The following is a 9,246-nucleotide window of genomic DNA, read 5'->3' on the forward strand; positions in this document are numbered from 1 at the left end:
ATGAGCTGAATCCGCTCTCCATAAATTATGTGCAGCCGCTGGTTATAACACAGGAGTACAAAGACAGCATTGCCAAACAGCCCACACTGGGAAAAGCAGTAGAAAAACAGTTTATTATCGGCTCCAATTACAATTACAACTACAATCAGCTTTCCGGTAACGGGGGGCTTAAGGGAATATATTTTAACGGCAACGCCGACCTGTCGGGCAATATAGCGGGTTTGATCACCGGTGCGGATGCAGAAAATGGAAATCCCAAATCAATATTCAATGCGCAGTTCTCGCAATACGTGAAATTAGAGACCGACCTGCGGTACTATCTCCACCTCTCGGGCAAAAATGTGTGGGCAAACAGGCTGATCGTAGGTTTTGGATATCCTTATGGCAATTCCACCGAACTGCCTTTTATAAAACAATTTTTTTCCGGCGGTAACAATAGCATACGTGCATTCAGAAGCCGCTCTGTTGGCCCGGGAACATACAAAGACACGATCAATACACGATTTCTCCCTGATCAGTCGGGCGATATAAAGCTGGAGTTCAATTCTGAATTGCGGGCAAAGCTTTTTAGCATAGTGCACGGGGCGGTATTCGTAGATGCGGGGAATGTATGGCTGTATAACGGTAACGCCGATAAGCCGGGAGGAAAATTCACCAACAAATTTTTAAAGGAACTTGCGATAGGCACAGGTGTAGGATTACGTTTCGATATTTCATTTCTGGTGCTTCGGTTAGACGTTGCTTTTCCGCTGCGCAAGCCCTGGCTGCCCGAATCTGAAAGATGGGTATTGGATAAGATCGCGTTTGGCGACAGGTCATGGAGGCGGGAGAATCTTATTTTTAATATCGGTATCGGGTATCCGTTCTGATGGTATACTTTCCCTGCAATAATACTTATTTGCCCTCTTCTATTAAATACTGAAGGGCCAGCTCATATCCTTTTAAGCCCAGGCCAAAGATGCTGCCGGCCGATTTACCCGAAACATGCGACAGCTTTCGAAAATCTTCCCTGGCGTGTACATTGGAGATATGTACTTCCACCACAGGTGCTTTAATGGCCGCAATGGCGTCGCCAATGGCAACGGAAGTATGTGTGTAAGCAGCCGGGTTTAAAATAATGCCGTCATATCCGAACCCTACCCTTTGCAATTCATTGACCAGCTCACCTTCCACATTGCTCTGGTAATAATGCAGGCTCACCTGCGGATATTTTTTCTGCAATGCATCAAAGTATTTTTCAAACGGCATATTGCCATAAACATCCGTTTCCCTTTTACCAAGGAGGTTTAAATTGGGGCCGTTAATGATCGCTATTTTCATGTGTATATTTCTTTTGCTGCTTTCAGCTTACAGCTATCAGCAGTCAGCTTTCAGCCATCAATCCTGAGCTTTCTGCTATCAGCTAATGCGCTATTGGTTCGTCCCCCTCTCACCATTCACTATTGACTATTCACCCCTCTCTCATCCCTTCATCATCCCTATAAACTCGTCAAACAAATAACGGCTGTCGTGCGGACCGGGTGTTGATTCGGGATGATACTGCACAGAAAATGCAGGCTTATCTTTCATGCGGATCCCTTCAATGGAATCGTCATTAAGATTAACATGCGTAATTTCTACAGTCTCCGATTTTCTTACCGCTTCCGGGTCAATACCAAACCCGTGATTCTGGGTAGTGATCTCGCTCCTTCCGGTAATGATATTTTTTACAGGATGGTTCAATCCCCGGTGACCATGATGCATCTTAAAAGTAGGTATCCCGTTTGCCATGGCCAGCAACTGGTGGCCGAGGCAAATGCCGAATAAAGGCTTTCCCTTTTGAAGTATTCCTTTTACGATTTGAACCCCGTAATCCATTGGTGCAGGGTCGCCCGGGCCATTGGATATAAAATAACCGTGCGGGTTAAAATCTTCAATTTGCTCCAGCGGCGTTTTAGCGGGATATACCCTTACATACGCTCCCCTTTCGGTGAGGCAGTTCAAAATATTTTTCTTCACGCCAAAATCATATACCGCCACCCGGGTTGCCGAATGCGGGTTACCCATTTCATAAACCTCAGGAGTAGAAACAACAGAAGCCAGCTCCAGCCCGTTCATGGAAGGTGTTTCAGCCAGTTTGGCTTTAAGAATGTTCAAATCGGTGGTTTCGGAAGAGATGATGCAGTTCATGGCGCCGCTGGTGCGGATATGCACTACCAGCGCTCTTGTATCAATGCCGTTTATACCAACAACCTGCTGGTCTTGGAGGTATTGCTGTAGGGAATGATCTGCCTGCAGGCGGCTGTATCTTTCTTCCAGGTTGCGGCCGATCAATCCTTTTATCTTTACGGAATTGCTTTCCACATCCGCTGCTTTTACACCATAGTTCCCCACATGCGCCGCATTCATAATAACCACCTGCCCGTAATAACTGGGGTCGGTAAAAACTTCCTGGTAGCCGGTCATGCCGGTATTAAAGCAAATTTCTCCGGTAGTAGTTCCTGTTTTACCGAAAGCTTTGCCATAAAAAACGTTGCCATCTTCGAGGAGAAGGACTGCTGTAGAAGAATCAGACATTCAATAGTAAAATTTTGCAAAGAAAAGAAATTCGGACGGTTTCGCATGAGATTTTTGTACACATGCTGTTGCTGTTTCCAATTTTATGATAAAACAAACTGCAAAATCTTTTGCGTTTTTGCATACCATCAAAAAATAATATTACCGGGCAACTATGATCTTTTAAAAAATTGATGTACATTATCTTAGTTTCCTGCCTGTAAACCTTATTGTATGAAGCACACACCATTTTTGCTCCTGCTTTTTTTCCTCGCTGCCGTCTCCTGCAAAAAAGACAGGCTCACCAAAGAAACCCAAAAGGGCGCCAATACATTTTCCTGTAAAATTGATGGAGAAATTTATAAACCTTGTTCCGAACCCCGGATCCTCGGTGATCCTGGTATTCCTTCTCTTAATGGAGGTTTAAGTGTTTCAGGTAATAGAATGGAAGCAAGAGTAAGTGCCTCATGTGATAAATTCCGTGAAGAGTATAAGAATGTTTATCTCGAAATAGGTAACCTTACCGGTGCAGGTACTTATTTGCTTTCTGACATGTCAAACAGAATGATTTATGAAAACAGACCGGGAGGGGAATATTCCTCTCTCAATACAAAATCAGGCAGAATTATTATCACCAAAGACGACAGGACAAGCAAAATTTTATCCGGAACTTTTGAGTTTGAAGGAATAGACAATAATGATCCCGGGAAAATTGTCAAAATTACCTCCGGTCGTTTTGATATCAAATACCAGTAACATAACCAAAATTAACACATATGAAAAAGACACTTTACCCGCATTGGTGTTCCGGTGCTGCGCCGTTGTTGTGTATGCAGGGCAGGTAATGCGGGCGGCGTACCAACAACAAGAGTGCGGGCATTTAATTTATCAAAGATCACCTGCGTAATCCCGCTTTGCCGGACAAGCTTTTATGTCAAATAATGAGAAAGCATATGTGACCAATATAGGAAAATTTAGTAGCTGATGCTGATTAGCCTGCCGGTGACAACACCAGGCAGGGGCGGGAACAGCTTCTCTTAGCCAGCAGACTTCATTTACAATCATCGGGCGCTGCGGTATCCAAAGCAACCCGGTCTGACGCCCGCGCGTACCGACCGGCTTGCGGCCGGCATCACAAAAAAGGCGTTAAAAAATTTACGGAGTGTTAAGACAAAAGAACATATACAACGGCGCTCCAACGAAATGCTTTTATTATTCGTTAAAATAGCTTAGATTTAAAGCACATTACCTTATCCCGTAAAAAATACAGCTGTATGAAACGCCAATACTTCCTGCTGTTCGCCTCCCTGTTCTTCCTGCTGCTATCGGCTCCCCGTTGTACAAAAGATAAGCTTTGCCTTAAAAACATTGTTATGAAAAAATGGCTGCCCGCTACTCCCAAAAGCATTAACCTTATATACTATCTTAAACAAACTGTAATATGAAACGCCTTACGCTTATCCTCATTGCGCTGACAACCTACTCCCTGCTTGCCTCCAATCATTGTAAGAAAGACCCTGCCGCAAATGCAAAGTTGCCGCCTGCCACGCAGGAAGGCAGGAATACCGTTGGCTTTAGGATTGATGATGAAGTGTGGATACCTCATTATGAATGTAGGTTTATGGGAAACCCTTGTGGAGAAATATCAGCCAGATACGGTGAATCAAATGGGGCAGCAGAACACTCGTTTGATTTTCAAATTTTACGACAAAAGAATAATAAACTATCAGCCCTAACCGTATCATCTTCAGGTACTGGTACAATTACTTCAGTTGGCAATAAAATAGACTCAATTTTCGTAAATTATGACGATGAAAAATTGAGCAGTGACGGTTATTTTATTGGACCTATGCCCGGTAGTAGGTTTACTATTACCAAAATTGATTTTCAAAATTGGATCATTTCAGGTGAATTTGAGTTTATACTTCGGGAAAGAAAAGATGTTGGAACTCTAACAGATACTTTTGTTACGCTTAAGGAAGGCCGTTTTGATCTCAAATTCAACGCCTGTACATGCAGCAACTAATTCATTATATTTTAAACCTCTTGCCATGAAAAAACTTTTATCCTTCTTTTTAACATTGTTTGCAGCAACAACGGCTTCTTTTAGCCAGCAGACTCCGTTTACAGTAACTCCTGAACTGGAAATAACGGATTCGGGTACCGTTACCAGGGAACAATGGCGCGATAGCGTGTTCAGGATGGATAAAGGGCGGGAGCATCAGCATATATTACGCCATGGAGGGTCCCAAATACATCACTGCCAAAATTACTACCCCTGGCGGGGTGCGAACCGCCAAATGTATGATCCGGTACAGCAGGCCCGGCACCTATACCGCTCCCGACTCAGTCTTCAACATATCGGTAAGCCCCGTTTATACGAATGATGAGGATTACCTCGGTGAAGGTTTGTCAAAGTCCGGCTCTTATTCCCCTATGGGAGGCCCGGGGCTGCTCTGCGGCAGCGGTCTTATAGATTGGCTGGTTTGCGGCACAAACCCGGGCGCCAATATTGAAGTTGAAAAAGGATGTGATAATGTGTTTGACAAACCTATTATTGTGATAGAAGGGTTCGATCCGGATGGTGAATTAACTACTGAAGAACTAAAAAATCGATTTCGCGGGAATAATTTTATGTCAACTATGCGAGCCTATGGTTACGATTTTGTATTTGTGGATTTTACGGTAACCACCACCTACATAGAAAACAACGCCAAAGTATTAGAAGAGGTCATCAACTGGGTTAACCAGCATAAAACGGGCAATTACAAAAGCACGGTCATCGGCTTCAGCATGGGCGGGCTTATAGCGAGGTGGTGCTTAAAGGATATGGAAGACCGCAGCCTCACTCACAACGTGGAGAACTTTTTCAGCTACGATGCGCCGCACCAGGGCGCCAATATCCCGCTGGGCATGCAGTATATCTTCAGGGAGATGGTGAGGGATATGCCCTATTTGAGGTTCAACAGCAGCCTGCTGAAGCTGAATGATGCATTCAAAAGTGCGGCAGCGCGGCAAATGCTGGTTACCTATGGCGATTATAACAACAGCGCCTTTAACTGGTTCCCCATCCTGTATACACTTAACCCGATAAGGGCCGCGTTTGCTGAGCGCCTTAAAGACAAGGGCTACCCGCAGCAAACCCATAATTACGGCATAGCACTGGGCAGGGGCGACAATACCGCCAGCACCAAAAACGCCGGCAACGGGCTGCAGTTTACACCATCCAGTCCTTTCGGCCCGCAATCACTGCTATTCGCCGGCTCTGTAAGCTTCCTGCTCGTAAACCTCGAAGCAGAGGGGTATGCCGTTCCTGAAAATAGTAATAAATCCTCTATTGCTTATTACAGCTTTCTCGGATTGACTTTCAGAAAAATATTCGGTATTCTGCCTGTTTCTGCTGTTACATTGAGAGTAAGAAGATTTGATTATACCGGGCAGTATCCCTATGACGACAGGCAGGGCAGCTTTGACCAGACACAAACACAATTTGCCTACAGTTGGATAAGCGGCGCCGGGATGCCCGCAACTACCGAAGGACATGACGGACATAACTTTGTAGCTACAGCCAGCGCGCTGGATCTGCAAAACCAGACTTACAATTCGGCTAACAACTGGCAAAGCAGCAACATGTTTTTCGATATAGATGACCAGATCCAGAATAAGGGTCAGGTAAATGGCAATACTTTAATTACCCCATCCCTGTCGCCGTTTGAGGCGGTAATGACAAGCACTTCTGATTGCGGTTCACTGACCGGGGGATGCTCGGCAGATCCCTATTGGGATGAAAATGAAAATTGGGTTTATCCTTCCAGTAACAATCACTGGAATAATTATCATAATACTTCCATCACTTACCAGGTAGCCCGGTTTATTGAGAGAAACATTCTAAAGGCTCAGCCGGTAGACTGTGCGGGACAAAATGGGCTATGCGGCGCCACTCCCACAGTTTCGGGGCCTGAAGTAATATGTACAAATGGACAATACCAGTTAAATAATCTGCCTAATAACGTTACCATTAGCTGGGAAAGCCAAAACGGGAAGCTTGATATAACCGGGGGGCAGGGTACGCTCCTTATTACAGTCAACAAAACCGGTACAGGAGAGGATATAATAAAAGTAACCCTGACCAATGCCTGTGGTGCCAGTGTATCCATAAACAAGAGTGTAACCGTTGGTACGCCCTCCCCTGCCGGGATAGGTGCCGGGAGATGGGGCAGCTCCTGTTACTACGATGCGGTGGTAACATTGTCTGCCCCGGGTACTACAGTAGATTTCAGCTTTGATAATGTGAGCTGGTTCGCCGGCATACAAAGCGGCAACACCTTCAGATCCGGGCAGGGCGGCCTGCTTGGCCCTATGAATCAAATGGTATATGCCAGGGCTGTTAATACATGCGGTACCAGCGCGGTAGCGTCCAGAAATCTTCGTATCCTCCCGCCGCCACCCGGTTGCCTGATGTACCTGGTGCCCCCCCAAAGCAGCCGGATCACGCGCAGCCAGCTTGCTGAAGCTAAGACAGCGACCGGGGAAAGCATATCGGTTTATCCCAACCCGGCAGGCAGCAAGCTTACAGTAGTAATACCGTGGACATCAGATAATGCATTTATTGACATTTATGATGCAGCCGGCAAACGCATACATGCAGAACGGTTAAAGAATGGCATCAATGACCTCAATATTGCATCTTACAGCGCGGGACTTTACCTGGTTAAGATCTCGGAAGCCGGAACCGTTACCAAAAGCGTGAAGATCATCAAGCAATAAATGGCAGTGAACCGGGCTGTGGCTCTTTGAGCGTCCGTAACCTTTGCCCCAACAAAAAAGCAGCACCCGTAAGTGCTGCCTTTTTAATGCTATAACATTTTCAGCTACTCAGGCTTTGCTTCTTCGGCATCCTGTGCTGCTGACGTTTCAGATTTCACTTCTTCTTTTACTTCCCCGGCAGTTGTTTCTTCCTTCGCTGCCGCTTTTTTCCTGCTTCCTCCTGCCCTGCGGGTTCTCTTAGTGGTGGCAGCAGCTTTTTCAGTGCCTTTGGTATAGATTTCGTTGAAATCAACCAGCTCGATCAGCGCTGTTTCGGCATTGTCGCCAATACGTTTGCCCAATTTAATGATGCGGGTATAGCCACCGGGTCTGCCGGCAACTTTAGGGGCAATTACAGTAAACAATTCTTTTACCGCCTCTTTGTTCTGCAGGTAGCTGTACACCAGGCGGTGATTGTGCATGATCTGCTCCTTGGTTTCGTTCTTCCTGGTTTTGGTGATAAGGGGCTCAATGAAAGTCCTGAGCGCCTTTGCCTTTGCCAGCGTTGTTATGATGCGCTTGTTCGTTAATAATGCATTGGCCAAATTGCTCAACAGCGCTTTCCTGTGCGATGCCGTTCTGCTGAGGTTGTTGATCTTGTCTCCGTGACGCATGACTGTTTAATTTGAGATTTGAAATTTGAAATTTCAAATCCTTGTTATTGAATACCATCCTGTACCGTTGTCAGGGAATTACAGGCCGGCTCTGTGCTTTCGCAACAGATTATGTGATGTAAAAAAAATTATAACTTCTCTTGTAGGATGGTTGCCTCAGGTTACAGGTTACAAGTTACAAGTTTCACCATTGCCCATTCACCATTCACTCCCACACCTTATACCTTCCACCTTACACCCTACACCTCATACCCTACACCTACCTTATACCTTCCTTAGAACTCATCCTTATCCAAACCCAGCTTCGCGAGGTCCATTCCGAAATGCAGGCTTCTTTCGCCCAGCACCTGCTCAATCTCTGCCAGTGATTTCTGACCGAAGTTGCGGAACTTCATCAGGTCTTCCTGCTCATACTGTACCAGCTCGCTTAAGCTGTTGATCTTGGCAGCTTTCAGGCAGTTGAACGCCCGTACACTCAGGTCCAGGTCTTCCAGCGGTGTTTTCAGCACCTTGCGCAGTTGCAATACCTGCTCGTCTACCACATCTTCTTTCTTATCTTCCTTGCTGTCGAATGTAATGTTTTCGTCGGTAATGATCATCAGGTGCTGGATAAGAATGCGGGAAGCCTGTTTTACGGCTTCTTCAGGATGGATGGTACCGTCTGTCTGCACATCCATTAACAGCTTTTCATAGTCTGTTCTTTGCTCCACGCGGAAGTTTTCGATCCCGTATTTCACGTTTTTTATGGGTGTGAATATAGAATCGGTAGGGATATATCCGAAAGGAGCATCTTTCACTTTATTATCTTCCGAAGGAACATAACCACGTCCTTTCCCGATCGTGATCTCAATATTGAGCTTGGCAGAGGGATCCAGCGTACAGATCAACAGCTCGGGGTTCATTACCTGGAAAGAAGCTGTAGCTTCTCCTATTGTGGCAGCGGTGAACTCACTTTTTCCTTTAATGGAAATCGTAAGCTTTTCCTGGCTGATATCGGTATCCAGTATCTTTTTAAACCGTACCTGCTTCAGGTTGAGGATGATTTCTGTAACATCTTCCGTTACGCCTTTCAGTGTGGCAAACTCATGCTCTGCACCTTCAATAAAAATACCAATGATCGCATAACCTTCCAGTGAGTTGAGTAAAACCCTGCGAAGCGCATTACCGATGGTAACGCCATAACCCGGCTCTAACGGGCGGAATTCAAAAGATGCTTCAAATTCATTTGCTTTTTGAAGAATGATCTTATCCGGCTTTTGGAAATTTAAAATGGCCATATTTAAATTTCAAT

The 9,246-nt window shown here is 45.5% G+C and carries 9 protein-coding genes; 5 read left to right on the plus strand and 4 right to left on the minus strand.

Annotated elements, in window-relative coordinates; genetic code table 11:
• A partial coding sequence (locus PLH26_RS17035) for a BamA/TamA family outer membrane protein (protein ID WP_324587236.1) occupies window positions 1–869 on the plus strand: 869 nt, incomplete at its 5' end.
• Between the two features lie 25 nt (window positions 870–894).
• Here the strand turns inward: PLH26_RS17035 and aroQ are convergent.
• Together aroQ and carA are read right to left on the minus strand one after the other, a co-directional pair.
• Entirely contained in the window at window positions 895–1,320 is a 426-nt protein-coding gene (aroQ, locus tag PLH26_RS17040) for a type II 3-dehydroquinate dehydratase (RefSeq protein WP_324587237.1), read from the minus strand.
• A 141-nt stretch (window positions 1,321–1,461) separates the two neighbouring features.
• Entirely contained in the window at window positions 1,462–2,556 is a 1,095-nt protein-coding gene (gene carA / locus PLH26_RS17045) for a glutamine-hydrolyzing carbamoyl-phosphate synthase small subunit (RefSeq protein ID WP_324587238.1), read from the minus strand.
• A gap of 213 nt (window positions 2,557–2,769) precedes the next feature.
• Between carA and PLH26_RS17050 the strand changes: the two genes are divergently transcribed.
• The 4 genes from PLH26_RS17050 to PLH26_RS17065 all read left to right on the plus strand — a co-directional run bounded on the left by PLH26_RS17050 (window position 2,770) and on the right by PLH26_RS17065 (window position 7,302).
• On the plus strand, window positions 2,770–3,291 hold the full coding sequence (locus tag PLH26_RS17050; protein WP_324587239.1) for a Riean_0653 family protein: 522 nt from the start codon (window positions 2,770–2,772) through the stop codon (window positions 3,289–3,291).
• 518 nt (window positions 3,292–3,809) lie between these two features.
• Window positions 3,810–3,980, plus strand: a complete 171-nt coding sequence (locus PLH26_RS17055; RefSeq protein ID WP_324587240.1) for a hypothetical protein — start codon at window positions 3,810–3,812, stop codon at window positions 3,978–3,980.
• Window positions 3,977–4,561, plus strand: a complete 585-nt coding sequence (locus tag PLH26_RS17060) for a Riean_0653 family protein (RefSeq protein WP_324587241.1) — start codon at window positions 3,977–3,979, stop codon at window positions 4,559–4,561. The genes PLH26_RS17055 and PLH26_RS17060 overlap by 4 nt, the downstream gene beginning before the upstream one ends.
• 212 nt (window positions 4,562–4,773) lie before the next feature.
• A complete protein-coding gene (locus tag PLH26_RS17065) occupies window positions 4,774–7,302 on the plus strand; it encodes a T9SS type A sorting domain-containing protein (RefSeq protein ID WP_324587242.1) in 2,529 nt (842 codons plus the stop codon).
• A gap of 104 nt (window positions 7,303–7,406) precedes the next feature.
• Here PLH26_RS17065 and rplQ read toward each other — a convergent pair whose 3' ends face one another.
• Window positions 7,407–7,955 (minus strand): 50S ribosomal protein L17, encoded by a 549-nt coding sequence (gene rplQ / locus PLH26_RS17070; RefSeq protein WP_349770431.1) that lies wholly within the window; start codon window positions 7,953–7,955, stop codon window positions 7,407–7,409.
• Window positions 7,956–8,230: 275 nt separating this feature from the next.
• Window positions 8,231–9,232 carry a DNA-directed RNA polymerase subunit alpha gene (locus tag PLH26_RS17075; RefSeq protein WP_324587243.1) on the minus strand — a complete coding sequence of 334 codons (1,002 nt, stop codon included), beginning with the start codon at window positions 9,230–9,232 and terminating at the stop codon, window positions 8,231–8,233.
• Window positions 9,233–9,246: the final 14 nt, after the last annotated feature.

It is taken from the genome of Agriterribacter sp., from assembly GCF_035444585.1.
GTDB lineage: Bacteria > Bacteroidota > Bacteroidia > Chitinophagales > Chitinophagaceae > Agriterribacter.

What these genes read in the sequence shown, in the direction of transcription:
- aroQ (WP_324587237.1), bottom strand. Translation starts at nt 1,320, where the DNA reads ATGAAAATAGCGATCATTAACGGCCCCAATTTAAACCTCCTTGGTAAA.
- carA (WP_324587238.1), bottom strand. Translation starts at nt 2,556, where the DNA reads ATGTCTGATTCTTCTACAGCAGTCCTTCTCCTCGAAGATGGCAACGTT.
- PLH26_RS17050 (WP_324587239.1), top strand. Translation starts at nt 2,770, where the DNA reads ATGAAGCACACACCATTTTTGCTCCTGCTTTTTTTCCTCGCTGCCGTC.
- PLH26_RS17055 (WP_324587240.1), top strand. Translation starts at nt 3,810, where the DNA reads ATGAAACGCCAATACTTCCTGCTGTTCGCCTCCCTGTTCTTCCTGCTG.
- PLH26_RS17060 (WP_324587241.1), top strand. Translation starts at nt 3,977, where the DNA reads ATGAAACGCCTTACGCTTATCCTCATTGCGCTGACAACCTACTCCCTG.
- PLH26_RS17065 (WP_324587242.1), top strand. Translation starts at nt 4,774, where the DNA reads ATGGAGGGTCCCAAATACATCACTGCCAAAATTACTACCCCTGGCGGG.
- rplQ (WP_349770431.1), bottom strand. Translation starts at nt 7,955, where the DNA reads ATGCGTCACGGAGACAAGATCAACAACCTCAGCAGAACGGCATCGCAC.
- PLH26_RS17075 (WP_324587243.1), bottom strand. Translation starts at nt 9,232, where the DNA reads ATGGCCATTTTAAATTTCCAAAAGCCGGATAAGATCATTCTTCAAAAA.